This window comes from Nocardioides eburneiflavus (assembly GCF_004785795.1).
Lineage (GTDB): Bacteria > Actinomycetota > Actinomycetes > Propionibacteriales > Nocardioidaceae > Nocardioides > Nocardioides eburneiflavus.
In genome coordinates, this window is the sequence record NZ_SRRO01000001.1 from 957298 (window position 1) to 983565 (window position 26268).

General features: G+C 72.0%; 27 protein-coding genes. 14 read left to right on the plus strand and 13 right to left on the minus strand.

The window, feature by feature from the left end; genetic code table 11:
* Window positions 1-191: 191 nt before the first annotated feature.
* Window positions 192-893, plus strand: coding sequence for an ANTAR domain-containing protein (locus tag EXE59_RS04550; RefSeq protein ID WP_135837835.1), 702 nt, complete (start codon window positions 192-194; stop codon window positions 891-893).
* 21 nt (window positions 894-914) lie between these two features.
* Here the strand turns inward: EXE59_RS04550 and EXE59_RS04555 are convergent, their stop codons facing one another.
* Window positions 915-1298, minus strand: a complete 384-nt coding sequence (locus EXE59_RS04555) for a YciI family protein (protein WP_135837836.1) — start codon at window positions 1296-1298, stop codon at window positions 915-917.
* Between the two features lie 182 nt (window positions 1299-1480).
* A complete protein-coding gene (locus EXE59_RS04560) occupies window positions 1481-2989 on the minus strand; it encodes a SulP family inorganic anion transporter (protein WP_246056497.1) in 1509 nt (502 codons plus the stop codon).
* Window positions 2990-3093: 104 nt separating this feature from the next.
* Here EXE59_RS04560 and EXE59_RS04565 point away from each other — a divergent pair, with 104 nt between their 5' ends.
* The gene (locus EXE59_RS04565) at window positions 3094-3483 is read left to right on the plus strand and encodes a MerR family transcriptional regulator (RefSeq protein ID WP_135837837.1); all 390 of its coding nucleotides are present in this window, start codon (window positions 3094-3096) and stop codon (window positions 3481-3483) included.
* Window positions 3484-3527: 44 nt separating this feature from the next.
* Here the strand turns inward: EXE59_RS04565 and EXE59_RS04570 are convergent, their stop codons facing one another.
* Entirely contained in the window at window positions 3528-4337 is an 810-nt protein-coding gene (locus tag EXE59_RS04570; RefSeq protein ID WP_135837838.1) for an alpha/beta fold hydrolase, read from the minus strand.
* A 113-nt stretch (window positions 4338-4450) separates the two neighbouring features.
* On the opposite strand from EXE59_RS04570, the gene EXE59_RS04575 reads away from it, so the two are divergent.
* Complete coding sequence (locus EXE59_RS04575; protein ID WP_135837839.1) at window positions 4451-7075, plus strand: S8 family peptidase; 2625 nt, start codon at window positions 4451-4453, stop codon at window positions 7073-7075.
* Between the two features lie 82 nt (window positions 7076-7157).
* On the opposite strand, the gene EXE59_RS04580 is transcribed toward EXE59_RS04575, so the two are convergent.
* From EXE59_RS04580 to EXE59_RS04590, 3 genes are all read right to left on the minus strand, one after another.
* Complete coding sequence (locus EXE59_RS04580; protein ID WP_135837840.1) at window positions 7158-7502, minus strand: hypothetical protein; 345 nt, start codon at window positions 7500-7502, stop codon at window positions 7158-7160.
* Between the two features lie 65 nt (window positions 7503-7567).
* The gene (locus tag EXE59_RS04585; RefSeq protein WP_135837841.1) at window positions 7568-7864 is read right to left on the minus strand and encodes a putative quinol monooxygenase; all 297 of its coding nucleotides are present in this window, start codon (window positions 7862-7864) and stop codon (window positions 7568-7570) included.
* Between the two features lie 25 nt (window positions 7865-7889).
* Complete coding sequence (locus EXE59_RS04590) at window positions 7890-8156, minus strand: hypothetical protein (RefSeq protein WP_135837842.1); 267 nt, start codon at window positions 8154-8156, stop codon at window positions 7890-7892.
* Window positions 8157-8314: 158 nt separating this feature from the next.
* Between EXE59_RS04590 and EXE59_RS04595 the strand changes: the two genes are divergently transcribed.
* The 3 genes from EXE59_RS04595 (at window position 8315) to EXE59_RS04605 (ending at window position 13115) form a co-directional block, all read left to right on the plus strand.
* Entirely contained in the window at window positions 8315-11200 is a 2886-nt protein-coding gene (locus EXE59_RS04595; RefSeq protein ID WP_168218405.1) for a helix-turn-helix transcriptional regulator, read from the plus strand.
* A gap of 76 nt (window positions 11201-11276) precedes the next feature.
* Window positions 11277-11696, plus strand: a complete 420-nt coding sequence (locus tag EXE59_RS04600; protein WP_210428886.1) for an ester cyclase — start codon at window positions 11277-11279, stop codon at window positions 11694-11696.
* 60 nt (window positions 11697-11756) lie between these two features.
* The gene (locus tag EXE59_RS04605; RefSeq protein ID WP_135837844.1) at window positions 11757-13115 is read left to right on the plus strand and encodes a cytochrome P450; all 1359 of its coding nucleotides are present in this window, start codon (window positions 11757-11759) and stop codon (window positions 13113-13115) included.
* 409 nt (window positions 13116-13524) lie between these two features.
* Here EXE59_RS04605 and EXE59_RS04615 read toward each other — a convergent pair whose 3' ends face one another.
* Complete coding sequence (locus tag EXE59_RS04615) at window positions 13525-13827, minus strand: hypothetical protein (RefSeq protein ID WP_135837845.1); 303 nt, start codon at window positions 13825-13827, stop codon at window positions 13525-13527.
* Between the two features lie 150 nt (window positions 13828-13977).
* Between EXE59_RS04615 and EXE59_RS04620 the strand changes: the two genes are divergently transcribed.
* Window positions 13978-14220 carry a hypothetical protein gene (locus EXE59_RS04620; protein WP_135837846.1) on the plus strand — a complete coding sequence of 81 codons (243 nt, stop codon included), beginning with the start codon at window positions 13978-13980 and terminating at the stop codon, window positions 14218-14220.
* Here EXE59_RS04620 and EXE59_RS04625 read toward each other — a convergent pair.
* Entirely contained in the window at window positions 14217-14861 is a 645-nt protein-coding gene (locus EXE59_RS04625; RefSeq protein WP_135837847.1) for a hypothetical protein, read from the minus strand. The genes EXE59_RS04620 and EXE59_RS04625 overlap by 4 nt on opposite strands.
* A gap of 42 nt (window positions 14862-14903) precedes the next feature.
* Complete coding sequence (locus EXE59_RS04630) at window positions 14904-15329, minus strand: hypothetical protein (protein WP_135837848.1); 426 nt, start codon at window positions 15327-15329, stop codon at window positions 14904-14906.
* Window positions 15330-15554: 225 nt separating this feature from the next.
* On the opposite strand from EXE59_RS04630, the gene EXE59_RS04635 reads away from it, so the two are divergent.
* On the plus strand, window positions 15555-16274 hold the full coding sequence (locus tag EXE59_RS04635; RefSeq protein ID WP_135837849.1) for a DinB family protein: 720 nt from the start codon (window positions 15555-15557) through the stop codon (window positions 16272-16274).
* A 10-nt stretch (window positions 16275-16284) separates the two neighbouring features.
* Here the strand turns inward: EXE59_RS04635 and EXE59_RS04640 are convergent, their stop codons facing one another.
* Entirely contained in the window at window positions 16285-16689 is a 405-nt protein-coding gene (locus EXE59_RS04640) for a hypothetical protein (protein WP_135837850.1), read from the minus strand.
* On the minus strand, window positions 16686-17042 hold the full coding sequence (locus EXE59_RS04645) for a hypothetical protein (RefSeq protein ID WP_135837851.1): 357 nt from the start codon (window positions 17040-17042) through the stop codon (window positions 16686-16688). Before EXE59_RS04645 ends, EXE59_RS04640 begins: the two co-directional genes overlap by 4 nt.
* A 136-nt stretch (window positions 17043-17178) precedes the next feature.
* Between EXE59_RS04645 and EXE59_RS04650 the strand changes: the two genes are divergently transcribed.
* Genes EXE59_RS04650 through EXE59_RS04660 form a run of 3 tightly spaced genes read left to right on the plus strand, consistent with a single transcriptional unit; the run spans window position 17179 to window position 19900 of the window.
* Window positions 17179-17778, plus strand: a complete 600-nt coding sequence (locus EXE59_RS04650; RefSeq protein WP_135837852.1) for a DUF4956 domain-containing protein — start codon at window positions 17179-17181, stop codon at window positions 17776-17778.
* Complete coding sequence (locus tag EXE59_RS04655; RefSeq protein ID WP_135837853.1) at window positions 17775-18554, plus strand: polyphosphate polymerase domain-containing protein; 780 nt, start codon at window positions 17775-17777, stop codon at window positions 18552-18554. The genes EXE59_RS04650 and EXE59_RS04655 overlap by 4 nt, the downstream gene beginning before the upstream one ends.
* Window positions 18551-19900, plus strand: coding sequence for a CotH kinase family protein (locus tag EXE59_RS04660; RefSeq protein WP_135837854.1), 1350 nt, complete (start codon window positions 18551-18553; stop codon window positions 19898-19900). The genes EXE59_RS04655 and EXE59_RS04660 overlap by 4 nt, the downstream gene beginning before the upstream one ends.
* 135 nt (window positions 19901-20035) lie before the next feature.
* Here EXE59_RS04660 and EXE59_RS04665 read toward each other — a convergent pair whose 3' ends face one another.
* The gene (locus EXE59_RS04665) at window positions 20036-20752 is read right to left on the minus strand and encodes an EcsC family protein (RefSeq protein WP_246056499.1); all 717 of its coding nucleotides are present in this window, start codon (window positions 20750-20752) and stop codon (window positions 20036-20038) included.
* Window positions 20753-20858: 106 nt separating this feature from the next.
* Between EXE59_RS04665 and EXE59_RS04670 the strand changes: the two genes are divergently transcribed.
* From EXE59_RS04670 to EXE59_RS04680, 3 genes are read left to right on the plus strand one after another with little or no spacing between them, the layout of a single operon-like run.
* A complete protein-coding gene (locus EXE59_RS04670; protein WP_135837855.1) occupies window positions 20859-22271 on the plus strand; it encodes an alpha/beta hydrolase family protein in 1413 nt (470 codons plus the stop codon).
* A gap of 50 nt (window positions 22272-22321) precedes the next feature.
* Window positions 22322-23914 (plus strand): sensor histidine kinase, encoded by a 1593-nt coding sequence (locus tag EXE59_RS04675; RefSeq protein WP_246056501.1) that lies wholly within the window; start codon window positions 22322-22324, stop codon window positions 23912-23914.
* Window positions 23911-24639, plus strand: coding sequence for a response regulator (locus tag EXE59_RS04680; RefSeq protein ID WP_135837857.1), 729 nt, complete (start codon window positions 23911-23913; stop codon window positions 24637-24639). Before EXE59_RS04675 ends, EXE59_RS04680 begins: the two co-directional genes overlap by 4 nt.
* Before the next feature lie 129 nt (window positions 24640-24768).
* On the opposite strand, the gene EXE59_RS04685 is transcribed toward EXE59_RS04680, so the two are convergent.
* On the minus strand, window positions 24769-26268 hold the full coding sequence (locus tag EXE59_RS04685) for a tripartite tricarboxylate transporter permease (RefSeq protein ID WP_135837858.1): 1500 nt from the start codon (window positions 26266-26268) through the stop codon (window positions 24769-24771).

Below are 26268 nucleotides of genomic sequence, written 5' to 3' on the forward strand. Positions count from 1 at the left end.
CGCTGGACCGGGGTGGCGGCTCGGGCGCCCGGTTGCTTGGTGCCCGAGCCTTGGTCGCTCGGGCGCTCCGGAGCACGCGAGGACCTACTCTCGCGAGTACCCTCCTTCACGAGGGCGATGCACCGCAGGCGCGTGGCGTCGCGAGCCAACTTTCTGCTGGCTCGGGAGCCAGTCATAGAGGGAGAACGACGATGGCTCAGCCCACAGGCGAGTCCGTGGCCGAAGCCACCGCAGCGATCCACGCCCAGCCGGATCGGATGGCCACTCTCGAGGAGATCGTGTCCCAGGCGCGGCGTTGCCTGCCGGAGTTCGAGCACGTGAGTGTGTCCCGGATCCATTCCGACGACACTCTCGAGACCCTGGTCGCGGGCACCGACCTGGCTCGGTCGTTCGACAAGGCCCAGTCTGCTGCCCGGCAGGGGCCGTGCATCGAGGCCACCGACGACGACCTGGTGGTGGTACGGGATGCCCGGCATGAGCAGCGCTGGCCGGCCTACATCAGCGCCGCCACGAGGCTGGGCCTGCTGTCCCAGATCGGGGTACGGCTTCGCAGCGACGCGCACGGAGTCATCTGCCTCAACCTGCACTCCACCACCCATGCTGACATCGACGCCGGCTCGGTCGGCGTCGCGGAGCACTTCGGGGTCCACGCCGGGCTCGCGCTGGGCCACGTGCTGAAGGAGGAGCAGCTGAACACCGCCATCGGGACCCGCACCATCATCGGAACAGCCGTGGGCATCATGATGGAGCGCTACGGCATGACCCAGGCAGCCGCGTTCAACTACCTGCTGCGACAGTCCAGCACCGAGAACCGCAAGATCCGACTCGTCGCGAGCGAGGTCGTCGGCGCGGTGGAGGACGCAGCGCACCCCAGCCGCCCCAAGCCCACGTGATGACGAGATTGGGCGGCGTCGTCAGTCGCTGGGCATCGAGCGGCGTTCTCCGACACGGAAGTCCGTGCGGGGGAAGGCGAGTGAACCCGAGCCGACCCACCACTCCATCACGTCGTAGGTGAGCCGTCCCGCCACGACGGACGGGTCGCCCGCAGAGAGCCGTGCAGCATCGGCGACGTCGCAGGCGAAGATCGACATACCCCGGTACGAGGGGTCGCTCTGCTCGTCGAACGGCCCGTTCGCGACGATCTTGCCCTGCCGCGCGAGCTCGGCCCGATACGCCAAGTGACGACTCTGCAGTGCGTCGAGCTCGTCTTCCGACATCTCTGGGGCGTCGGGCGGCCGTCGCAGTACCACGACCGTGTAGACCTCGAACGATTCGGGGATGCTGCCGTCACCTGGCATCAGTTGTTCCTCTCGATCAGCTCACGTGCCTGAGAGCCGGCCTGTCGCACGGTCTGTCAACCGACGACAAGCAGGGTAGGCGCAGGCGCGCGTTGCTGCTCTCGTCTGTCTCTCAGGCGCCCAATTCGCCGCGTGACGGCGCAGCTCGAACATCCGGACATTCCGAGATGCGGAGGACACGATCAGTGGATGGGGAGGGAGCCGGTGAGGCGCTCGTGCCTCTCAGCACTGGAGGCGTTGAGTCCGATGATCTCGACGGTCTTGCCCTTGCGGTGGTACTTGGTGGTGATGGCGTCGAGGGCGGCGACGGTGGAGGCGTCCCAGATGTGCGAGGCGGAGAGGTCGATGACGACGTGGTCGGGGTCGTCGGCGTACTCGAACTGGGTGTAGAGGTCGTTGCTGGAGGCGAAGAACAGTTCGCCGGTCACGCGGTAGACGGCGCTGGTGGTGCCGTCGCGGTTGGCGACGAGTTCGCGGTTGGTCTCGGTGAGGTGCGCGACGCGTCGGGCGAACAGGGTCATCGCAACCAGGACGCCGACGCCCACACCGGCGGCGAGGTTGTGGGTGAGCACGGTGACGACCACGGTGACGACCATGACGGTGGTCTCCGACTTCGGCATCCGGCGCAGGGTGGCGGGCTGGATGGAGTGCCAGTCGAAAGTGCCGACGGAGACCATGATCATGACGGCGACGAGGGCGGCCATGGGGATGAGCGCGACGACGTCGCCGAACCCGACGACGAGGACCAGCAGAAACACTCCGGCCAGGAACGTGGACAGGCGGGTGCGAGCACCGGAGGCCTTCACGTTGATCATCGTCTGGCCGATCATGGCGCAACCGCCCATGCCGCCGAAGAAGCCGGTGATGACGTTCGCGGCTCCCTGGCCCCACGCCTCGCGGGTCTTGTCGGAGTGGGTGTCGGTGATGTCGTCGACCAGCTTGGCGGTCAGAAGCGACTCCAACAGCCCCACCAGCGCCATCGCAAGGGCGTAGGGGGCGATGATCTTCAACGTGTGCAGGGTGAACGGCACGTCGGGGAAGAACAGGCTTGGCAGGCTGTCGGGCAGCTCGCCTTCGCCGCCGACGTTCGGGACGTCGAGCGCGGCAAGCAAGGTGAACGCGGTGAGCGCGACGATCGCGACCAGCGGGGCCGGGATGACCTTCGTGACGCGCGGCAGGGCGACGATGATGGCGATGCCGACCGCGATCATCGGGTAGACCAGCCACGGCACGTCGACCATGTGCGGGACCTGGGCGAGGAAGATGAGGATGGCGAGGGCGTTGACGAAACCGACCATGACCTGACGGGGGATGAACCGCATGAGCCGTGCGACGCCGAGCAACGCAAGGACGATCTGCATCAATCCGCCGAGGAGGACGGTGGCGATGAAGTAGTCCATGCCGTAGTTCTTCGCCACCGGGGCGATGACGAGGGCGATGGCGCCGGTCGCGGCGGAGATCATCGCTGGGCGGCCGCCCAGGAAGGCGATGGAGACGGCCATCGTGAAGGAGGCGAAGAGTCCGACGCGGGGGTCGACTCCGGCGATGATGGAGAACGAGATGGCCTCGGGGATGAGGGCGAGCGCGACGACGAGTCCGGCGAGGACCTCGGTGCGCAGCATCTTCGGGGACCGCAGGGCGTTGCGTACGGTCGGCTCCAGGGTCGGTGGCGTGAACGTGGGGGCAGACAAGACGAGGTGCTCCGTTCGTGCACTGGCGTCAGTGCCAGCGGAAGTCAGAACGAAACTCTACCCTTACGTAAGGGTAGAGTTCGAATCGGCATGGAGGAGGAGACGTGAGTGACGAGCCCGTCCTGCACATCGGCGAGGTCGCTACCCGCACCGACCTGTCCTTGCGGAGCCTTCGGCACTGGGAGGAGGTCGGCCTCCTCAAGCCCTCCGGGCGAAGCGACGGCGGGTTCCGGCTCTACACCGAGACTGACGTCGACAAGATCCTCGTCATTCGCCGGATGAAGCCCCTTGGGTTCAGCCTTGACGAGATGAAGACCGTCATGGCCGACATCAACACCCTCGCCGACTCCTCGGCCAGCCAAGCGGCCCAGGACGAGGCCCGCCAACGTCTTGACGCCACCCAACGAGACGCCACCGAACGCCGCCAGAAGCTGGTCCGCCAATTAGCCATGGCCGACGAGTTCATCGACCTGGTCAGCGCCCGCCTCGGCTAAGGCTCGGAGGCCGCGATCATCCGCATCTGTCGCGACCAGTGCACTCATTCTGTCGGTGGGCGATTCGCACCAGCCTCAGGTGGTGTCCCAGAAATCGATTCGGACCGCTGCCACAGGCGGCGGAGCGAGGTCGCCAGCGCTGAGGGCTCCGCTCGGTGGGGCGGGTCGAAGTGGTGACGGAGGGGGAAGACCTCGAGCGAGAAGTCGTCGAACACGCGGGCCAGGCGCTCCGCCTCGTCGCGGAACTGGTCGGGGTTGCTCAGCCCGCCGAGAGCGAAGTACACCGGGCGGTCGAAGCGTCGCAGGGCGTCCCGGTCGAGGTCGTGGGCCATGAAGGCATCGATGATCGCCCGGATGCCTGCTGGGCGTTGGGCCATCCATGGCGGCGGAGGGCCAGGAGGAGGCTGCGGCGGCTCCACCCCTTTCTGCAGTTGCATCCGGACGAAGGCGGGCATCGACTCCTCGGGTGTCAGGGCTGCGACGCGGACGTACTCGCGCCACAGCGCCCGGTGGGATGCGCTGGCGTCGCTCCAGTTGCCGGCCCAGGCCGGCTCGAGCAGGCCGAGGCTTCCGAGGCGCTCGGCGTGCGCGGCAGCGAAGGCCAACGCAACGGCGGCACCGGCGGAGTAGCCGACAAGGTGGAAACGGTCCCAGCCGCGCACCCGGGCGGTGTCAAGGACTCCGGCGACTTCGACATCGAGGGAGTAGTCCGACGGTGGGGTGCTGGTCGCGTACACCTCCAGGTCCTTCGTGACGGCGTCGACGTCTGCGCCGAGCTCAGCCAGCAGGTTCGCGAAGGCAGCCGACGCAGGCATCACCACCCCTGGCAGGAAGATGACCGGCCATGCGTCCATACCGGCAGGCTCCGCCGATCAGGACCCATGCACAACCCCTCTGATTCGGACTCCATTGACGGTGAGGAACGGGCGATCCCACACTGAGAGGTCTCACTCCTCAGGAGGCCCGGATGGCACGTGTCCGAGTCCGTGAACGCTCCACAGTTGCCCGCCTCGCCTCGTTGCAGTCCCGGCGGAGCCGCCTCCACGTGGCCGCCCGTGCCTACGACGGTGAGCGGCCGAGCTTCTTCGTCGGGGACGAGGTCCTCGTGGACGCGCGGGACGACGACCTGGTCCGGGAGCTGGTCGACCGCCACGGCGGCGAGGTCGTGGGGTCCCCGAAGCTGCCTCCTCGGCCGAAGGGTGTCGAGCGCCGTCGGGACGTCGACCTGACGAACGCGCCGCGGTGGGCGCGCGTCCGGTTCGCCGACAGCCCGCGCGACCTCGACGTGGACCTCGACGTCCTGGCGAGCCGGCACGGGACCGACGGCGGCGACGTGACGTACAGCTCCCGCCTGCTCGCGGACCTCGCCGTCCTGGTGCGTACGCGTCGCGCGGAGGGACGCCGGATCGGGCTCGATGCCGTAGGTGAGGCCTTCGACATGCCCCTGACCCGGGTGACCGAGGGCTCGCCGCTCGCCTATCCCTCCGACCCCACCCAGTGGAACATGTTCGCCGGCCGCAGCCGCATGGTCGAGGCGTGGCAGCTGGTCGACTCCTCCCGCCAGGTGAAGGGAGGAAGCACCGTCTGGGTCGCCGTCTGCGACACGGAGTTCTGGCTGGACGCAGCCGGCCGGCCGCAGGTCGCGCCCGGGCAGACCCGGTCGGATTTCGGTGCGGGCGTCCTGCAGTGGAACCTCGTCAACGAGGGGCAGCCCGCCGGCATCCTCACGTCCACGACGCCCTCGCCGTTCCACGGCAACCGGGTCGCCTCCGCCGCGCTCGCGGCCGTCGGCAACAGCCAGGGCGCGGCCGGCTCCGGCGGGCTCGTCGCGCGTCCGGCGCTCTTCCTGGGGGCCAACCGGGCGTACGACGCGACGCGCGCGATCCAGCTCTGCGTCTGGTGGGGCATCGACGTCCTGAACATGAGCTGGGGCTTCTGGAACCCCGACAGCGACGAGTTCGACGAGGACACCTGGGTCGAGACCTTCGACTGGGGGGCGGACAACGGGCTGGTGTGCATCGCCGCCGCCGGGCCGGGGGCCAACAACCCCGTCGTCGAGCTCCCCGACGACCTCGACGTCAGGCCGGCCACGCGTACGCCCCGGACCCTCACCGTCGGCGCCCTGGACACCAACGACCAGGCATCGGCGCGCTCCAACTTCGGCTCGTCGGTCAACCTGTGGGCGCCCGGCACCGGCATCCAGGTCGCCCCGGACGCGGCACGTCCCCTCGGCACGACGGTGAACGGGACCTCGTTCGCCGCCCCGCTCGTCTCGGGCGTCGCCGCGATGATGCGGTACTGCAACCCGGACCTCAGCGCCGACGACGTCAGGCGGATGCTGGTCGAGACGGGCTGGCAGGGCTCCGGCCGGGTGTCCCGCGGCCTGGACGCCGCGGCCGCGGTCCGTGCCGCGCTGAACTCACGGCTCCCGGACACCCACGAGGACAACAGCTCGCCGAGCCGGGCGTACCCGCTCCTTCCCGTGGGGCCCGGGCGGGCACTGACGATGGGCAGGTTCAGTGCGATCTCGTCGGCCACCGATCGCGACTACTGGTCCTTCGAGGTCCCCCACCTCAGCGACGTGGTGGTCGTGTCCGAGTGGTACGCCCGCCTGGCGACGCTCATGGTGGTCGTGGAGAGCGCGTCGACCAACGCGGTCGTCGACCTCGCTCGAGCGGACATCCCCACGGGCGGTGTCCGCCTCGCGGGCGTGCTGCCCGCCGGGGCCTACCGCGTCCGGGTGAGAGGCGACGGCGCCACCGCGTACCGACTGCTCGTGCACGTCGACGAGGCCGACCTCGGACCCGACGAGTTCGAGCCGAGCAACAACTTCGAGGACGCCCCCGTCCTGACCTTCGAGGCAGCGCCGCGCTCGCCCTTCCAGATGGGGTGGGTGCTCGGTCGACGGGAGTGGGGGCCGGGGACCTATCCCGCGACCCTGCACCGCGTCACGGGGTCGGGTCCGCTCGGGAGCGCGTTCGTGAATCGCGACATCTACCGCCTGGAGGTGCCGCACTCGACCGTGTTCCGGGAGCCGACGCTCACGATCCGCGACAGCGACGAGCCGCTGACCGTGGAGCTGCTCGACGCGGACCGCCGGGTGCTGCGGCGGGAGTCACCCGTCACCGAGGCCACCTTCAGGCCGCCGCCGGAGTCCGTCGGCTACCTGCGCGTGACCGGCACCTCCCCGACCCGCTACACGATCGTGACGGGGCTGAAGGTCCGGGCGGGGGTGCTCCCCGGGCCGCTGCAGGAGGAGCTGCAGGTCATCCCCAAGTACTGGGGTGACCCGCCGCCATGGCGGATCCGCGACGAGGTCTCGCACTGGGCGGTGGACCTGGGGCGGGCCGAGGTCGAGGACGGCGTGCTGGCGTTCGACCTGGACGACCCGGCCGGCGAGGTGCTCCTCGAGCTGCTGGACGAGTCCGGCGAGGTCGTGAGGAGCGCGCACGCCGTGACCGTGGAGGACGTGGGTGCGCGGGCGGTCCTCGACGTGGCCGCGGTGGACCCCGGGACGAAGGTCCTCCGGGTGACCCGGGCTCGGTCCGCGGGCGCTGCTCAGGTCCGGGCGGTGCCGCCTCCGGTCGCCTAGCCCAGTGGCGCGCGGAGGCCCGGGCCGAGGCAGCGGCAGCACCTGGACGACGTGCTCGACACCTCGACGGGCGGGCGTGGCCTCAGGCCTCGCTGTCGTAGTCGAGGACGAGCTCGGGGAGGGTCACGTCGGCGAGCGAGACTCCGTGCACGGCCTGGACGAGGTCGCGGAACCACTGGTCGAACGGTGCCGGCGAACCGCCGAGGACGCCGAACGCCGCGTCGAGGTCGTCGGCCTCGAGGTGGACCACGGCGAGGGTGCTCGTCGCGGTGGCCTGGATCCAGACGGCCTCGCGCGTGATGCCGGCACGCCGCCGCGCGTCCTCGTACGCCGCGCGCCGGTCACCGCGCCAGCAGGACGCCAGGGCGTCGCGGTCGAGGCCGGTCCGGCCCGGCAGCACCGGGAGCGCGAATCCCACCTGGGGCATGCGCGGGTCCTTCCTGAGCGTCGTGCCGGGCGGAGGTCACGACCTGCGCGCCACGATCGTCGGTGTCACACGGGCTGGACGAGGGTGGCCTTGAAGGGCGCGGCCAGCAGCTCGAACACCGGTGCCATCACCTCGGCGGTCGAGGGGTCGTTGATGACGGCCTCCCGGGCGGCTGCCGTCTCCCACTCCGCGATCTCGACCAGGGCGTCGGGGTCGTCGATGACCTCGTAGACGTCGCTGCCCAGGCAGCCCATCTCGTTGAGGGCAGGCCCCATGCCTGCCAGCATCTCGTGCAGCACACCCGCGAGCTCGTCGCGCCGACCGGGCGCGGCCTTCAGCTCGACGATCACCTTGATGGACATGCGGTTCCTCCTCGGACCGGGTGGACTACTGCTCGACGTAGACGGTGAGTGGTGGCACGACGCCGTGGGACTCCATCTGGGCCAGCACCTCCGGGGGAGGCGCGTCGATCAGCGCCTGGAGGGCAGCCCTGTCGTGGATGGTCGCGCTCACGGCGATGCGAGTGCTGCCGTCGGCTGCGACGAAGTCGGTGACGTCGCTGCCGACCGCGCCCAGCGCCGCGGCGCGCTCGTCCTTGCCCTTGAGCCAGCGCTCGATCTCGACGACGTCGTGGGTGATGACCATGCGTGGCATTGCGTGCTCCTTGCGGCAGAGGTGGGTGGGATCGTCCGGGCCTCGGGTGGGTGGGCGACGGACGACTGGTGCGATCTCGATGCTGCTCCCGGCGTCGGGGGGAGACATCACTCGGTCGCGCGATGTCAGGTCCTCCCACACCTGGGGCACGTGGGTGCGTGGCTCTGGACCGCGACCTCGGCGGGGAGGACACTCGGTGGGTGGCGGAGTCGGTCGTGGTGCCGTCTGCGGACGGGCTGATCGGGCGCACGGCCGAGCTCGAGCTCGCCCTGGGCGAGCTGGACCGGCTCGGCGAGGGTCCCGCCTCGGTCCTCGTGGTCGAGGGCGAGGCCGGCATCGGGAAGACCCGACTGGTGCAGAGCCTGGTCGGCGAGGCGCGCTCCCGCGACCTGCGGGTGCTCTCGGGTGGCGGCCACCCGTTCGAGCGCACGCGTCCCTTCGGCCTGGCTGCATCCGCGCTGGGCCTGAGCGCCCGGTCGACCGACCCGCGTGCCGCGGCGATCGGCCGACTCCTCGCGGGGCGTGGAGGGGAGGCTTCCGCGACCCCCGGCGACATCCAGTGGCGCGTCGTCGAGGAGATCGTCGACCTGGTGGAGACGCTGTGCGCGGAGCGGCCGGTGCTGCTCGTCACCGAGGACGTGCACTGGGCGGACACCGCCAGCCTCCTGGCCGTCCTGTCGCTCACGCGACAGCTCTCCCTCGCCCCACTGCTGACCGTCGTGACCACGCGGTCCTCGCCGCTCCCCGGCAGCGTGGTCCGGCTGCTGGACGACCTCGCAGCCGGCGGGGGACGCAGCCTGTGCCTGGCCCCGCTCACCGCAGACGAGGTCACGGCGCTCGCGACCCACGAGCTCGGCGCCCGGCCCGGGCCGCGCCTGACCGCCCTGCTGGCCAAGGCCGGGGGCAACCCGCTGTGGGCCACCGCCATGCTGCGCTCGCTGGCCGCCGACGGTGGGCTCAGCCGGTCCGCCACCGAGGTCGACGCCACCGTCTCCGAGCTCCCCGCATCACTGGGCGACCTGGTGGACCGGAGGCTCCGTGACCTCCCCGGGCCGACGCTGGAGCTGCTCCGGATCGCGGCCGTGCTCGGCGACGCGGTGTCGCTGCGCGACGTGGCCGCCGTCGCCCGCCGATCCCCTGCGGAGGCCGCGCGGCAGCTGGGCGAGGCGTACGACGCCCAGCTGCTCGACCGGGTCGACGAGCGTGTCGTCTTCCGCCACCAGCTCGTGCACGACGCGATCTACCAGCAGGTGCCTGCCCCGGCCCGGCGCGTCCTGCACCGCGAGGCCGCGGTCACGCTGATGGCCGCGGGCGCCGACCCGTTGGCCGTGGCCGACCACCTCGTACGCGGCTCCGAGCGCGGTGACGAGGAGGCGGCCACCTGGCTGCGGCACGCCGCCCGCGGAGCGGCGGGGCAGGCGCCGCCGGTCACCCTGGAGCTGGTCAGGCGCGCCGAGGCGTTGCTGCCCGGGGGTCACCGCGACGCCGACGCCGTGTCGGCCGAGGTCGTGCAGGCGCTCCTCCGTGCCGGGGACGTGGCCGAGGCGTCGGCCAGGGCCGAGGCGGTCCTGGGGCGGCCGCACGTCGCCGAGGTCGACATCCCCCTCCGGGTCGCCCTCGTCTCGGCTCTTGCCCTGCAGAACCGTGCCGACGAGCTCGTCGCCGTCGTGGAGGACAGCCTCGCCTCTCCCGAGCGGGTGGGTCCGGCCGAGCAGGTGGTGATGCTGGCCCAGCAGAGCTGGGCACTCACCTACAGCGGCGCCCCGGCCGAGGGCGAGGCCGTCGCGGCTCGCGCCCTCGCGGTCGCCGAGGCGACCGAGGACCCGGTGCTGTCGGTGTGGGCGTTGACGGCGCTGCAGGTGGCGGAGGGACGGCAGGGCCGCTTCGACGCCGCGCTGTCCCACGCCCGGCGGGCAGCGGCCCTCGCCGAGGGGTCGGCCGGGCCACGGGCGTTGCCCTTGCAGCCTCAGCTGATGCTCGGCATGGCGCTGTTCGACTGCGACCTCGTGGGCGAGGCGAGGACGGCGTTCCGGGCGGCGCTGGACGACGAGTTCGGCTCCGCGTGGTGGCTCTCGGCCACGCTGATGGCCGACGCCCAGGCGTCGTACGCCCTCGGTGACTGGGACGACGCTGTCCCCGGCCTCATGGCGGGGGAGCAGGCCGCCCGGGAGAAGGCCAACCCGCTCCTGGAGTGGCAGTCGCTCGCCTATCGCACCGTCATCGCGACAGGCAGGGGCGAGCTCGGTGTCGCTCGTGAGCTGGCCGACCGGTTCGCCGGGACGTTGCAGGGGGAGGAGCTGCCCTACAACGCGGGCATCCTGACCTTCGCGGCCGCTGCGCTGGAGGCGGCCGAGGGCAACCCGCACGGGGCCTTCGACCTCCTGCTGCGCTGCTGGCGCGTCGACGCCGCTCGGGAGAGCCGCTTCTACCACCGCTGCCTGGCCCCCGATCTCGTGCGACTGGCCCTGGCGCTGGGCAGGCGGGAGGTGGCGGGCGAGGTGGCCGACGCGGTGGAGGCCGGAGCGGACCTGGCACCCGAGGTGCCGACGGTGCGGAGCCTGGCGCTGCGCTGCCGCGGGTTGGTCGACGCTGACGCAGCGTCGTTGGTAACTGCGGCCGCGCTCGCCCGCCGCTCGCCGCTCCTGGTGGAGCACGCCGGTGCCTGCGAGGACGCGGCGAGCGCGCTCGCGAAGGATGGTCGGCGGGAGGAGGCGGCGACGCTGCTCGGCGAGGCGCTCGCCCGCTACGAGGCCGCCGGCGCCGACGCCTGGGCCGGGCGCGTACGGGCGGGGTTGCGGTCGGTCGGCGCGCCTCCCGGCGTCAAGGGGAGCCGACACCGGCCGGCGACGGGCTGGGAGAGCCTCACCGCCACGGAGCGGACGGTGTCCGTGCTGGTGGCCGAGGGCCTGACGAACGGCGCCGTGGCCCGGCGGATGTACGTCTCCCCGCACACGGTCAACACCCACCTCCGCCACGTCTACGCCAAGCTCGGCGTCTCCAATCGGGTGGGGCTCGCCGCCGTCGTGCATCGCTCGATCGAGTGATGTCGTCCTCCGCCGGCTCCACCAGAGTCGGGTGGTGCGGCCACGAGGACCGCCACGCAACCAGGAGGAGACCGCCATGGACCACGGCGCGACGATGCGCAGGACCTATGAGCTGATCAGCGCCGGCGACATCGCAGGCTTCGGCGACCTCGTCGCGGACGGCTTCGTCGAGCACGAGGACACACCGGGCTTCGCGCCCGACAAGGAGGGGACGCTGGACTGGTTCCGAGCCCTGCTCCAGGCCTTCCCGGACCTCAGCATGACCGTCGAGGACCTCGTCGCCGAGGGCGACAAGGCCGTGGCCCGGGTCCGGGTCACCGGGACCCATCGAGGCGACTTCCTGGGAATCCCGCCGACCGGCGCCACCGGTGACGTCCAGCTCATCGACATCATGCGGTTCGACTCGGACGGCCGGGTGTCAGAGCACTGGGGTGTCGCGGACATGCTGTCGTTGATGCAGCAGCTCGGCGTCGTGCCCGCCGGCGCGCCGGCCTGACGGGCGTCCTGCGTCTAGACCAGTCCCGCCACCGCCTCGTCCCGGTGCGACCATGACGAGATGGCATCGACAGGTGCTGTCACGGCCCCGCTCCCGCCGAAGGTGGTCGGCCTCGGCCTGGGGGAGCGGATCGACGCCCTGCGCAACTTCCACACCGGCGTGGCAGTGCTGCGCGACCACGGCGGCCCGGTCGTACGTGTGCCGATCGGGCCGCGGCGAGTGGCTCCCCAGTTCGTGATCGTCACCTCGCCAGCGGGCGCCCACGACGTGCTGGCCGGCTTCGACGGGGCGATGGACAAGGGCGTACAGGTCCACGAGGAGACCAAGCACGTCGGGCTGAACCTCTTCAACCTCCCGCACGAGGCCTGGACGCCGCGCCGGCGAGCGATCCAGCCCCTGTTCACCAGGAAGCACGTGCGGGACTTCGCCGTGCACATGTCGACCGAGGCCGAGCTCGCCGCCGAGCGGGCCGTCGACGCCGAGCGGGTCGAGCTCGACCCGTTCACCCGACGGCTGACGCTGCAGGTGCTCGGCCGGTCCGTCCTCGGGCAGGACCTCGGTCCGCGGGCGGAGGCCATGGCCGGCGAATTCGCCACGCTGCTGCAGTACTTCACCGATCGCGGGATCGCACCGGTCCGGCTCCCGGCGAGGTGGCCCACGCCGGCGAACAGACGCTTCGCCCGGGCCAGGGAGCGGTTCTTCGCGGTGATCGACGAGGCGGTCGACGAGTGCCGACGCGACCCGGACCATCCCGCAGAGCTGATCCGCCTGCTGCTCGACGTACGGGATCCCGAGACGGGGCGTGCGCTCACCGACGAGGACATCCGGGGAGAGCTCTCCGCCTTCCTCATCGCCGGGCACGACACCACCGCCACGACCCTCTGCTACAGCCTCTGGGCGCTCGGTCGGGACCAGGCGCTGCAGGACCGCGTCGCCGCCGAGGCGGCCGGGCTGGGACGTGGCACGCTCGACGCCGACGACGTCCCCGCGCTCGAGCTGACCACCCGCGTCGTCCACGAGTCGTTGCGCCTGTGCCCGCCCGCCGCCGTCGTGGCGCGGCTGGCCATGCGTGACGTCCTGGTGGACGGCTGGCGGGTGCCGGCCGGGAGCAACGTCGTCGTGGGCATCATGGCGCTGCACACCGACCCGGCCCTGTGGCCCGATCCGGAGCGGTTCGACCCCGACCGGTTCCTCCCCGAGCGCTCCCGCGGCCGCGACCGCTGGCAGTACCTCCCGTTCGGTGCGGGGCCGCGCTCCTGCATCGGCGACCACTTCGCGATGCTCGAGGCGACCCTCGGCCTGGCCACCATCGTCCGCGCGGTGCGGGTCGAGTCCCTCGAGCCGCGCTTCCCCCTGGCCGTGCCCTTCACGATGACGGCGGGCGGGCCGATCCCGGCGCTCGTGACCGCCCGCTCGTGATCGACCCTCGCGAGCAGCGAGGGCCGTAGGCCCCGTCAGCCCCCCAGGCCTGACGGGGTCCCCCTCAGCACCCCCCAACGCCTGGCGACCGTACGTCTCGGGATCGCGACCCCGACCATGCTCGATGACGAAATCCACCGGTGGGGGTGGGGCGGGCTAGACCACTTGCTCTCAATGGTTGTGCTGGCGCCTCCGACCGCCGCCAGAGGGCCACCGACAGGTGGAGCAGCTGGGCGCCGTTTCCGGCCGGGCCGGCCACGACACCTTCGTGGGTCCAGACGTGGTGCAGCACGACGCCCTCCGCGGCACGCAGGGTTCCGGCGCTCGCGCGTACGCCGAGAGGTGACAGGTCCATGTGCAGATTGTGCCCATGGCGACGGCGCGTACCGACGTGTCGCCGCAGACGAGATCAGGGGCGGTAGGGCTTGTCCTCGTGCCGCGGGTCCATCCGCGGGTAGCCCGCCTTCGGCTCCACGCCCTCCGGCTGCACTTCCTTGCCACCCGCACTCTGCTCCGGTGGTGCGTCGGCCGGCGTGTCGATCTCTGTCGTGTCCCGAAGGCCGTCGGTGCCCACCTGGCCCGGGCCCGCATGGCCGACGCGCTCGCTGCTCGAGCCCATCCCGCCTGCTGCTCCCTCGGGGCCGGACGAGTTCGGCGTCGCGCGTCGCTCCTCGGTGTCCGGCTTGGCCGTCATGTCGTCCGGGCTGGTCATGGACTCGTCCCCTCACTCGTGGATGGCTGCCACCCAGTTCCCCTGGTGGAGCCTCGCCATGCACCGACGATGACGGCGTGGTCGGCCCGGATCTGGGTACTTCACAGGCAGGTCACGCGGAGTGATCCTGTGGGAGGGAGGGAGGAGCTGATGCTGGGCCACCACCGCGTTCGCGAGGACGACCGCGACCACCCCGGAACCCTCGAGGTCTTCGACATCCGGGTGGTCGACGAGCCGCCACCGGCGTACGCCGACCCGGCGCCGCGGGCCTGCCGCTGGCACCTCTGGCACCGGTGGGAGCGCAGGTGGGTGGATGCCCGTACGACGTACGTCAGTTGCGGCGCCTGCGGTCGACTGCCCTCGCCCACGATCTTCGAACCACCCGTTCCCTAGCCGCGTCGCGCCACGGACGGCGACACGTCCCGCTGACCGGGCCTGACCTCGGTCCAGGTGTCGCCGTCGGCGGAGAGTGCGATGGTGCGGAGACCGGTCCGGGCGACGATCGATCCTCCAGAGAAGTGGATCCCCACTGACCAGAAGGGACCGAACAGGCGCGGGGCCCCGGGCGTGAGCCTCGGCTCTGTGTCACCCGGCGCGAGTCGCCAGATCCTGCCTGGTCGGTTGCAGACGAGCGCGTCGCAGTACCTGTCCGAGCCCCCCACCTCGGCGAGCAGCAACGCTCCGTCCGATGCGTACGCCATGCTGCCGAACCGCATCCGATCCCACGGCAGCCGCACGCGGTGGAAGTGCCGTTCGTCGTCGGTGAGCCACAGCTCCCACAGGTACAGCGGCAGGTCCTCCGGCGCGTCCGACATCGCGATCGCCTGCAGGTGCCCGGGTCCCACGGCATGCGTGGTGACGTCGGCGTAGCGCCAGAGGTGCTTGCGGCCCAGCGGCAGGCTCACGTCCGTCCGCTGCCAGGAACGTCCGCCGTCGGTCGTGGTCTCGTACCGCCACACGCCCGCGCCGACGCCATGCCGGTAGCCGGTGACGCTCATTGCCGAGCCGTCGCGGCCGGGGATGTTCCGACGCACGTCACCGAGCGGCGAACCGGCGATCGGGAAGAGCTCCGCGGCTCACACGTCGACGGCCCACAGTCCCTGCGGTTCCTCGGCGTCCGTCGTGGCGACGTCGGCCGAGGTCGACTGCAGGTTCGCGGCGAACAGGTTGTAGACCTCGACGCCGAGCAGCTGGTCGTCCTCGTCGAGAGCGCGAGGTTCGACGACCTGCAACGGGGCGAGCCGCCCGTCGGGATCGAGGACGAACGGCGGGTAGGAATTGCGCGGGAACTGGTCCTGCGCCTTGATGGCGACCGCGCCGTGACCCAGCGGGAGGTAGTCGACGAGGTCGGCGAGGTCGTAGCTGATGTAGAGCCGTGAGGAGCGCGCCGAGTTGTCGTCGGTCGTCGCGATCACCCTGCCCCGCTCGGCCACGCCCGGACGGTGGTCGAGGAACCCCGCGACGGCGTCGGTGGGCGACGTGTAGTCCACCTCCCGCAGCACGGCCGACCCTCCGCACGGGGCTGCAGTCCCGACCGGGCCGGGACGTCGCGGAAGGTGCCGTGCGGCCCCGACCGGCGAGCCGTTGCCGGTTCAACCATGGTTGCGGCGGCCGCCGGCCGGGACTAGGGAGTGTCTTCGAGGCGCCTCATCACACCTCTTACGCAGCTGGCTGACGGGGCGCCTCGCCCCTGCCGCCTGTCGGTGCCCGGGCCTAGCCTGCGAGGCATGAAGCGGTACGTGGACGAGGACCTGGCGGGCGCGGAGTTCCGCGAGTGCGACCTGAGCAACGCCCGCCTGGTCGGCGTGGTGATGCAGGGCGCCGTCATCGACGGGCTGGTCACCGACCTCGTCGTCAACGGCGTGGAGGTCATGGCGTACGTCGAGGCCGAGCTCGACCGTCGTCACCCGGTCCGCCGGCTCATCCGCTCCGACGACGTGGCCGACCTCCGCCGGGCCGCCCGGCAGCTGCGCGCCGACTGGGCGGAGACGGTGGCACGCATCCGGCAGTCGCCCGGCGTCGAGCACGAGAGCGTCAACGACGAGTGGTCGGCCGTGCAGACGCTGCGCCACCTGGTCTTCGTCCACGACTCGTGGTTCCGGCGCTGCTGCCTCGGCTCGACCGAGCTGTTCACCCCGATGGGGCTGGGCATCGAGTCCGCGCCCGATCGTGAGGAGCAGGGGCTCGATCCGTCGGCCGACCCGACGCTCGACGAGGTGCTGGCGGTCCGGGACACGCAGGCAGCCGAGCTCGAGCACTGGCTGGACTCGGTCACCTCCGAGCAGCTCCAGCAGCCCGCACCGGTCCCCGACGACGACCGGTGGCCGACGTACGCCCGTGGCCGGTCGCTGCGGCAGTGCCTGGGCACGGTGCTCGGCGAGGAGCTCGAGCACCACCAGTTCTGCGTGCGCGACCTCGACCTCATCGAGGGACGGGCCGCCGGCTGATGTCCCCGCCTCAGTCCCGCGCCCGCGTGTGCCACAGCCACGCGATCCCCGCGAAGGGCAGCACCAGCGGCAGCCAGCCGTAGCCCGCGCCGTACGCCGACCACACCGTCGCGTCGGGGAAGAGCTCCGGGTCGAGGACGGTCAGCGTGCCGACGGTGAGCACGCCGACGAGCTCGAAGCCGACCGCGGCCCAGGCCAGCCGGCGCGGCGCCGGCCCGACCTCGGCGAGGCCGAGCGTGGCAGCGACGTAGACGAGGGCGGCGACGGCCGAGAGGGCGTACGCGAGGGGTGCCTCGCCGGCCTTGGTGAGCAGCTGGACCAGGGAGCGGGCGGTCGCCGCCAGCGCGAAGACGCCGTAGACCGCGACGAGCGCGCGGCCGAGGCCGGACGAGGTGGAGGTGCCGGTCGCGCTCACGGCCACACCGCCATCACCCGCACGATCACGAAGGCCTGCGCCAGCCCCGCCACCATCAGCACCGCCGTCGCGCCGCGGCTGCGCTCGGCCAATGACCAGACGAACCCAAGGGGCAGAAGCACGAGACCGGCCACCAGGTAGCCGAACAGCGTCACCACCCCACCGCCCGACAGGTCGACACCGCCGACCTGGACCGCTGCGACGACGAGCAGGACCAGCGTCGCGGCCTCGACGACGGCGGCGACGCCCAGCAGCCCCCAGTCCGGCGTCCGGTCGAGCACGACGTAGACCAGGACGACCGCGGCGAAGAGCAGCGAGGCGGCGAGCACGACGAGGGGCAGGGGTCCGTCCACGAGGACCGATCCTCCCAGAGTGGGCAACCGGGTCTCGTGACGGGACTTCGTCCCTCCTCGACCAGCGGCCGTACCTCACAGGACCGCCACAGGATCGCGTCAGGTGGGCGACAGGACAGGTGGCGAGGGTCGTCCCATGAACACCACCTACCTGCTCGCCGCCGTCGACCTCGTCGCCGTGCTGGTGCTCGCCCTCGCCGTCTACTACCCCCGACACCGCCGCACCGACCTCGTCACCGCGTTCGTCGCGGTCAACGTCGGCGTCCTCGCCGTCACGATCGTGCTGGCGGGCAGCGCCGCGAGCGTCGGCCTCGGGCTCGGCCTCTTCGGCGTGCTGTCGATCATCCGGCTGCGCTCCGACGAGCTCGGCCAGCACGAGATCGCCTACTACTTCGCCGCCCTCGCCATCGGTCTGCTCGGCGGTCTCGGCACCGCCGACGTACGCCTGTCGATCTCGCTGATGGTCGGCCTCGTCGTCGTGCTGGCGCTCGTCGACAGCCGACTGCTGCACGCCACCGGGCTGCGGCAGGTCGTCGTCCTCGACTCCGCCGTCACCGACGAGGGCGAGCTCGTCGTCCGCCTCGAGCGGCTCCTCGACGCGAAGGTCAACCGGGTCACGCCGCTGCGGGTCGACCTGGTCAACGACACCACGACCGTCGAGGTGCACTACGCCGTCGCGCCGCGGCCGGCCGTGCCGCGCGCCGAGCGCCACGCCGCACCGGCGGTCACCCGATGATCGACGACCTCCCCGCCGTCTCCCTCGACGAGCTCAACGCCGCCGCCGAGCTGCTCACCCGCGTCGACCGCAAGTACGTCATCCCCGCCGGCGACCTCGACGCCGTGCTCACCGGACTGTTCCCGACCGGGAGGGCAGGGCTGCGCGTCCTCGAGGTCGACGGCCGGCGGGAGTCGCGTTACGAGTCGACCTACCTCGACACCGTCGACCTCGACAGCTGGACCTCCGCCGCCCACCAGCGGCGACGGCGCTGGAAGGTCCGCACCCGGACGTACGCCGACACCGGCGAGCGCTGGCTCGAGGTCAAGACCCGCGGATCCCGCGGCACCACCGTCAAGGAGCGTCTGCCGCACGACGGGACGGACGTCACCGGCCCCGCGGCCGAGTGGGTACGCGACCGCCTCGCCGCGGCGTACGTGCCCGACGTCGACCCCTCCGGCCTGGTCGCGACGCTGCACACCGGCTACCGGCGCACGACCCTGATGCTGCCCGCCGACGGCGGCCGCGCCACGCTCGACCGCGACCTGCGCTGGGTCTCCGGCCACGGCAGCGCCGAGGTCGGCGACGTGCTGGTCGTCGAGACCAAGTCCGGCAGCCACCGCCCCGGCCCGCTCGACCGGCGGCTGTGGGAGCTGGGCCACCGGCCGGTCCGGATCTCCAAGTACGGCACGGGACTGGCGCTGCTGACCCCCGACCTCCAGCGCAACCGCTGGCACCGCGTCACCTCGCGCCACCTCGCCGACCACCTCGCCCGCCACCAAGGAGTGCTCGCATGAACGCCCGCCCCGGCCACCAGTGCCTCGCCGTCCTCGCCGTCCTGGCGTGGCTCACCCTCGGCGGCTGCGCCGTCGGCACGTCCGACGGGGAGGCCACCTCGACGAGCGGTGTCGCCACGGCAGCCCGAGACGTCGCCGACGGGGCGGGCGTGTGGGACGCGAGCGAGGTGCACGAGATCTCCATCGACGTCGACGAGGACGCGGTCGCGGCGATGATCGACACCTACCAGGACTCGGGCGAGAAGGAGTGGCTCGAGGCCACCGTCACCATCGACGGGGAGACCTTCGAGCGCGCCGGCATCCGGCTCAAGGGCAACTCCTCGCTCCGCGGCGTCGACGACGGCGCCGACCCGACCGACCTGCCGTGGCTCATCCGTCTCGACAAGTTCGTCGACGACCAGTCGATCGACGGCTGGACCGAGCTCATCGTCCGCTCCAACACCACCGAGACCACCCTCAACGAGGCGCTCGCCCTCGACCTCCTCGCCGAGGCCGGGCTGGCCAGCGAGCACGCCGTCGCGTCGTCCATCCGCGTCAACGGCGCAGACGCGCGGCTGCGGCTCGTCGTGCAGCACCTCGACGAGGCGTGGGAGGCCGAGAACTTCTCGACCGACGGGCTGCTCTACAAGGCCGAGGCCGGCGGCGACTGGTCGTGGCGCGGTGACGACCCCGAGGCGTACGTCGACGTCTTCGACCAGGAGACCGGCGAGGAGGACCTGACGCCGCTCATCGACTTCCTCGACTTCATCAACAACAGCAGCGACGAGGACTTCGCCGCCGAGCTGCCCGAGCGGCTCGACGTGCAGGCGTTCGCGCGCTACCTCGCCTTCGAGGAGGTCGTCGACAACTTCGACGACATCGACGGGCCGGGCAACAACTCCTACCTGCGCTGGGACGCCGAGACCGGCGGGTTCACCGTCGTGGCCTGGGACCACAACCTCGCCTTCGGCGCGGGGCCGGGCGGGGGCGGGGCCCCCGGTGGCTCCGGCGGGTTCCCGGCCGGCGGCGAGCGCCCCGAGGGGATGCCGACCGAGCTGCCGGAGGGGGAGCGGCCCGACTTCGGCGAGGGCGGCCCCGACGGCATGGGAGGCGGCATGGGAGGCGGCATGGGAGGACCTGGCGGGCGTACGAACGTCCTCGTCGAGCGCTTCACCGCGGTCGAGGAGTGGTCCGACCTCGTCGAGCAGGCGAAGGCCGACCTCACCGAAGAGCTCTACGACAGCGGGTACGCCGAGGAGGTCCTCGACCAGTGGGTGCAGGTCCTCACCGAGCAGGCCGGCGACCTCGTGGACGCCGAGGTCGTCCAGGAGGAGGCCAACGCCATCCGGGAGGTCATCACGGGGTGAGCCCGGGGCCCGTCGTCCACACCCCCCTCGATAGTCCGCTGCGAAATGCCGGTCCCGGAGCCCCTTCGACCGGCCGATCGCAGCGGACTACCCGGGTGGGGTGTGGAGGGGTGCGTTCCAGCGCCGGGTCAGGCCTCAGCCACCGGTGGGAACGACGGGGAACTCCTTCATCGCGTGGTCCGCGATCTTCTTCATCATGAACCCGTCGATCCCGCCGCCGACCAGCCCGCCGGCGAAGGGGACGCCGCGACCGAACCGCGCCAGCACCTTCTCGCTGACCCCGCGCATCAGCCGGAAGCCGACGGCCTTGTTGACCATCATCAGCGCCGCGGGCGGCAGGCCCTTGAGGGCGTACGACGTGACCGCGCTGCCCGCCGACGTCATCCCCGCCTTCTTGAGGACCTCCTCGGCGTCGGAGCCGACGAGTGTCAGCAGGATGGCGGAGCGTACGCGCGGCTCGTCGACGTCGTAGCCGCGCAGGACCGCGATCCCGCCCACCATCCGGACCGCCTGGAGGTAGAACTCCGCCACGTTGACCGGCAGCGACACCGGCATCGTGACGAAGCCGCCCAGGCCGGTGACGAACCCGCCGATGCCACCGGTGAGCGTGCTGCGGCGGGCCAGCGCGGCGATCGCCTTCTCGCGGTCGCCGCCGGCCTTGCGCAGCGCCTCGTCGGCCACCGTCCGCACGGGGCTCAGCGGGCCGCGCCCGTCGAGGCCGACGTCGAGGAGCATGTCGACGAGCCGGTCGATCGCGCCCGGGTCGGGCCGCGGGTCCTGGGCGGCCTCGAGCGCGGACTTGGTGGTGGCGGCCTCCGAGCGGCCGGCGGTGATGAGGTCCTTGAGTCCCATACGACAAACACTACGAACACAAGGGTGAGACGCACGTCACACCCTCCTAGCGTCGGGGCATCCGGGCGCACTCGGCCGCCCGTACCCCCCCACCCGGAGCCTCCCCATGCCCCAGTCCTCGAAGCTCACCCGTGCCGCCGTCGCGGCCGGCGCGGCCGTCCTGGGCAGCGCACTGCTCGCGCCGCTGCCCGCCGCGGCCGACACCGCGCCGACGCCCGCAGCCTGCCCCGCGGGGGTCGCCGACGTCGCCGACTGCTGGACCGGCCAGGACGCCAACGGCGCCTTCTACGCCATCGCGGTCCCGCACGACTGGAACGGCGACCTCGTCGTCCACGCGCACGGCGGCCCGGACCTCGCCGCTGCCTCCGACCCCGAGCGCAGCGTCGAGGACCTCGACCGGTGGGCCGTGATGGCGCGCGAGGGCTACGCCTGGGTGGGCTCGGCCTACCGCCGCGGCGGCTACGGCACCCGGATGGCGGTCGCCGACACCGAGAGCGCCCGCGAGGTCTTCGAGGAAGCCTTCGGCGAGCCCGTACGCACCTATGCCCACGGCCAGTCGTGGGGCGGCGACGTCGCCGCCAAGTTGGTCGAGGTGCACCCGACGACGTACGACGGGGTGCTGCTCACCAACGGCGTGCTCGCCGGGGCCTCCCGCGGCTACGACTACCGTGTCGACCTGCGCGTGGTCTACCAGTACTACTGCGGCAACCACCCGCGCCCGACCGAGCCGCAGTACCCCCTCTGGATGGGACTGCGCGAGGGCTCCACGATGACCTCGGCCGGGCTCCGCGCGCGCCTGCAGGAATGCACCGGCAACCAGTCCGCGCCAGCCGACCGTACGGCGCTGCAGCAGCGCAACCTCGACGACATCCTCGCCGTGACGAAGGTCCCCGAGCGCACCCTCGAGTCGCACCTGCGCTTCGCGACGTTCACCTTCCGCGACATCGTGCACCACCGCCTCGACGGCCGGAACCCGTTCAGCAACGAGGGCGTGACCTACTCCGGCAGCCACGACGACGAGGCGCTCAACGAGGGCGTCGCGCGCTTCTCCGCCGACCCGGGCGCCGAGCGCGACCTCACCTGGGACAGCGACCTCACCGGCGCCGTCCGCATCCCGACCCTCACCCTCCACGCCATCGACGACCCGACCGTGTTCATCGAGCACGAGTCGGCCTACCGGGCGACCCGCGCGGGCGCCGGCACCGCCGAGGACCTCGTGCAGGTCTTCACCGCCGAGTCCGAGCACAGCTCGCTGAGCAACAGCGGGTACGCCGCGGCGATGGACGCGCTGGCCACCTGGACCCAGACCGGCGCGAAGCCGACCCCCGCGGGCGTCGCCGCGGCCTGCCCCGCCTTCGACGCGACGTACGGCACCGGCTGCTTCGTCGACCCGGCCTTCACCCCCGCTCCGTACGCCGACCGCGTCGAGCCGCGTCCCGGCGGGCACCGGTGGCCCACCATGACGGCCGCGCAGGAGCGAGCCTGGGCGCGCATCCCCGGCATCGGGATCGAGCCGTGACCCGTGGCTGAACGCGTGAGCACCGTCACGGCTGGACCTACGATGTGCCGGTGCTGACGCGTCCCCGCCGCCGCGAGCAGTCCGTGGCGCGCCAGGTGCTGGTGCTGCAGCTCATCGCGGTGCTGGTCCTGGTGGTCACGGCGCTCGCCCTCGCGACGTACGACGCCCGCGCCGACATCCGGGCCGGCGCCCGGGACGAGGCGGTGTCGGTCGCGCAGGCGGTCGCGCGCACGCCGCTGGTGCACGAGGCGATCGCGAGCGGCGACCCCTCCGCGCTCCTCCAGCCGTACGCAGAGGCGGTGCGCGTGGACACCGGCGTCGACTTCGTCGTCGTGATGGACACCGACCGCACGCGGTGGTCGCACCCGAACCCCGACCTGCTCGGCCAGAAGTTCATCGGCAACATCGCCGCGGCGCTGGAGGGCCGGGTCTTCACCGAGGAGTACGAGGGGACCCTGGGCCCCTCGATCCGCTCGATCGTGCCGGTCTTCGCGACCGAGTCGTCGAGGCAGGTGGTGGCGCTCGTCTCGGTCGGCATCACCCTGACGCAGCTCGACGACCTGCTGCTCGACGAGTTCTGGGACATCGTCGTCGCGGCCGTCGCCGTGCTGCTCGTCGGCGTCGTCGGGGCCGGGCTGATCGCGCAGCGGCTGCGGCGCCAGACCCACGGCATGGGCGAGCGCGAGATCACCCGGATGTACGAGTACTACAGCGCCGTCCTGCACGCGGTCCGCGAGGGCCTGCTGCTCATCGACCTCGAGGGCCGGGTGCAGCTGGTCAACGACGAGGCGCGCCGGCTGCTGAGCCTGCCCGACGACGTCGTCGGCCGCTCCCTCGACGACCTGGGCCTCCCGCCCGCGCTCGTCCAGGCGGCCGCCGGCGAGCGCGGCGCCGACGAGGTCTACGTCACCGGCGACCACGTCCTCGTCGCCAGCTCGAGCGCGGCCTTCTGGGACGGCAAGGAGGTCGGCGCCGTCGTCACGCTGCGCGACCACACCGACCTCCAGGCCGTGACCGGCGAGCTCGACACCGTGCGGGGCCTCACCGAGTCGCTGCGCGCGCAGACCCACGAGGCGGCCAACCGGCTCCACACCGTGGTGTCCCTCATCGAGATGGGTCGACCCGACGACGCGGTCGACTTCGTCACCGACGAGCTCAAGGTCGCCCAGATGCTCACCGACCGCCTCGTCGGCGCCGTCGGCGACCCCGTGGTCGCGGCCCTGCTGCTCGGCAAGTCCGCGGAGGCCGCCGAGCGCGGCATCTCGCTGACCGTCACCGGCGAGCTGCCCGCCTCCTTCGACGTCGGCTCGCCGCGCGACCTCGTCACCGTCCTGGGCAACCTCGTCGACAACGCCATCGACGCGGTCGCGGGGAGCGCCGAGAAGCGGATCGTGGTGCACCTCGAGGGCTCGCCCACCCACGTCCGGCTGGTCGTCGGGGACAGCGGGCCCGGGCTGACGCCCGAGGAGGCCGCCCACGCCCTCGAGCGCGGCTGGACCACCAAGGCCGACGCCGGCGGACTGCACGGCGTCGGGCTGGCGCTCGTCTCGCAGGTGGCGCGCCGCCTCGGCGGCGGGGTCACCATCGGCCGCTCCGACCTCGGCGGCGCCGAGCTCGTCGTCGTGCTGGGGGAGCAGCCGTGACCGCCCCCACGGGCAACGTCCGGGTCCTCGTCGTCGAGGACGAGCCGCTGGTCGCCGAGGCGCACGCGGCGTACACCGGGCGCGTCGCCGGCTTCGAGGTCGTCGGCGTCGCGCACTCCGCGACCGAGGCCGCCCGGATGCTGGGCGAGCGCGAGGTCGACCTGGTGCTGCTCGACATGTACCTCCCCGACGGGCACGGCCTCGGCCTGCTCCGCAACCTGCGGGCCGGCGGTGCGCTCGTCGACGTGATCGCGGTGACCTCGGCCCGCGACGCCGAGATGGTGCGCCGCGCGGTCGCGCACGGGGTCGTGCTCTACCTGATCAAGCCGTTCACGTTCCCGATGTTCCGCGCCAAGCTCGAGCAGTACGCCGACTACCGCCGCCAGCTCGGTGCCGCGCCCGACGAGGTGGTGCAGGACGAGGTCGACCGGATGCTCGGCTCGCTGCGGGTCGCGACCTCCGACGGCGCGCTGCCCAAGGGGCTGACCGCCGAGCGGCTGCACGAGGCGATGGACAGCCTCCGTACGCCGCCGGGGGTGCTCTCCGCGCGCGAGCTCGCGGAGCGCCTCGACAGCTCGCGGGTCACCGCGCGGCGCTACCTCGAGCACCTCGCCGACGTCGGGCTGGTCGCCCGAGCGCTGCGCTACGGAGGCAGCGGACGCCCGGAGGTCGAGTACCGCTGGCAGCAGACCGCACCCGGGCGTACGCCGTCGAGCGGTGAGTGAGCCACGTTCTCGGCGCCCCGAAGGTGGCTCAGTCACCGCCAAGCGGCGCGGCGGGAGGCGACACGCAGACGGGCGGTGCGCCAGCCACCTCTCCGACGTACGGAATGTGGCTGGCTCACCGCCCGAGCTTCAGTCGTCCTCGCCCTGGAAGACGACCTCGCGCTTCTTGCGTACGGACGGCAGCACCGCGACCACGATGATGACCACCGCGAGCAGCAGCAGCGAGCCAGAGATGGGTCGCATGACGAGGTCGACCGGGTCGCCGCGGGAGATGATCATCGCCCGGCGGAGGTTCTGCTCCAGCAGGGGGCCGAGCACGAAGCCGAGCAGCAGCGGCGCCGCCTCGCAGCCCCACCGGATGAGGAAGTAGCCGACCAGCCCCGCGGCGGCGATCGCGAAGACGTCCCACGGGTTGAGGCTGAGGGAGTAGCAGCCGATCGAGGCGAAGGCGATGATCGCGGGGAACATCACCTCGTAGGGCACCGACAGCATCTTCACCCACAGGCCGATGAGCGGCAGGTTGAGCAGCACCAGCAGCAGGTTGCCCACCCACATCGAGGCGATCAGGCCCCACACCAGCTCGGGCTCGTCGTTGATGACGTTGGGCCCTGGCGTGATGCCCTGGATGATGAAGGCGCCGACGAGCAGCGCCATCACCGGGTGCGCCGGCAGGCCGAGCGAGAGCAGCGGGATGAACGACGTCTGCGCGGCCGCGTTGTTGGCCGACTCCGGTGCCGCGACGCCCTCGATGACACCCGTGCCGAACTTCTTCGGCTCCTTGGAGAGGTTCTTCTCCACGGAGTACGACGTGAAGCTGGCGAGGACGTGACCACCACCGGGCAGCACGCCGAGCACCGAGCCGAGCGCGGTGCCGCGCAGGACCGGCATCCGGATCCGACGGAAGTCGTCGCGGCTGAGCCAGAGGCCCTCGACCTTCCTGGTCACGATCGAGGCCGATTGTCGCGACTCGAGGTTGCGGATGATCTCGGCCAGGCCGAACAGGCCGACCGCGAGCGAGACGAAGTCGAGCCCGCCGAAGAGCTCGGGAACCCCGAAGGTGAAGCGGGGGACGCCCGTGAACTTGTCCTGGCCGATCGTGCCGAGGAGGAGGCCCAGCACGATCATCGCCAGCGCCTTGACCGTCGATCCGCTCGCCAGCGCGATGCTGGCGATCAGGCCGAGCACGACCACCGCGAAGTAGTCCGCAGGGCCGAACTTCAGTGCCAGCTGGGCCAGCGGGGGAGCGAAGGCGGCCAGCATGATCGTGCCCACGGTCCCGGCGAAGAACGAGCCGAGGGCCGCGGTCGCGAGGGCCGGTCCGGCCCGTCCCTGTCTGGCCATCTGGTGCCCGTCGAGGGCGGTCACCACCGAGGACGACTCGCCCGGCAGGTTGAGCAGGATGGCTGTCGTCGACCCGCCGTACTGCGCGCCGTAGTAGATGCCGGCGAGCATGATCAGCGAGGCGACCGGGTCGAACTCGAACGTGATCGGCAGCAGCAGCGCCACCGTCGCCGTCGGCCCGATGCCGGGGAGGACCCCGACCGCGGTGCCGAGGGTGACGCCGAGCAGGCAGATGAGGATGTTGCTCGGCTGGAGGGCCGTCTCGAGGCCCAGGAGGATGCCGTCCAC